Source organism: Glutamicibacter sp. BW80, from assembly GCF_002332385.1.
Taxonomy (GTDB): domain Bacteria; phylum Actinomycetota; class Actinomycetes; order Actinomycetales; family Micrococcaceae; genus Glutamicibacter.
Genome location: NZ_NRGV01000064.1, coordinates 1 through 1,052, shown reverse-complemented (window position 1 = coordinate 1,052; position 1,052 = coordinate 1). Strand labels below are relative to the sequence as shown.

Annotated in this window: 1 protein-coding gene; it reads right to left on the bottom strand. The window is 59.0% G+C overall.

The genetic code is table 11. From position 1 onward, the window contains the following. Positions 1-1,010, bottom strand: a 1,010-nt coding sequence (locus CIK76_RS16655; RefSeq protein ID WP_343252147.1) for a putative transposase, incomplete at its 3' end; no start/stop codon positions are given. Between the last annotated feature and the right edge of the window lie 42 nt (positions 1,011-1,052).

Sequence of the window (1,052 nt, the reverse complement as noted above, 5' to 3'; positions counted from 1 at the left end):
AACGCCTGCCGCACAAACACATGAGCCTGGCTCGACGCTGCCTTATAACCGGTCTGCGTACGCACCTGGGTGACCAGCATCATCGTGACGTTATACGCGGCCATCCGAAACGCGTGCAACACCTGCTTCAACTCAGATTCCAGCACCTGCTGCCCAGGGTTCACTTCACCCAAAGGGAGTTTCGCTGACATCGCCTGATACTCCTTAGACGCCTGCGCCAGCTGCTTCTCAGCTGCCAATACCGGAGCGTTCAATTCGTTGAGCATCTTATTAGTGATCGTCACCGCCTCCCCTGGTTCCGGGGAACACAGGGCAAGCTCCTGAACGTCCGCGGCAGCGGCCAACGCCCGCACTTTCGCGGCCAGCGCGTCGCGTTTCTGCTTCGCCTTGTCCTTCAAAGGATTCGGCACCCGACGTTCACTATCATCAGTGAACGCTTGGTAACTGTCATGGGCATCCAACGCGAAATGCTGGCGCGCATACCGGAAATAGTTTTCATGCCGCCACCGTGCACTCATACGAAACACGATCTCGGCTGCTGGCAGGTCCGTGTTGGTGGTGAGGATATGGATCTGGCGATGCTCTTGGCCAGTGGCTTCACGGACCTGCTTACCAGCGGCCACGATCCGGCTGATCTGCCTCATCCGGAAACAGATTTCCTGACCAGCAGGCCCGTAGGCCAGCGTGACGGTGGTGTCGGCAACCTTCCCGTACTCATGCTTGGTACCGAACTGATCCGCATACTCAACCTTGCCGAACAGGTCCGGGCTAACGTCTTCGGTGGCGCCCTTGCGCCAGGTGAGCGGATCAAAACCAGCCCGGGAGAGGTCATGGAATAGCTGCGGGGACCACCCTTCGCGGTCAAAGCCGATCAGCACGCGCCGCTCATCACCAATCATGTCCCGCAGTTTCGGGGTCAGCCGGCGCAGCTCGCCCACCAAGGAAGTGGAAGGTTTAGCCATGACCATGAACACCGGTGAACCATTCGCGTCAGCAACCCAGGATTCCATCGACGCCGGGACCGGGAACTTCAGCCTCGTGGAATACTGCTT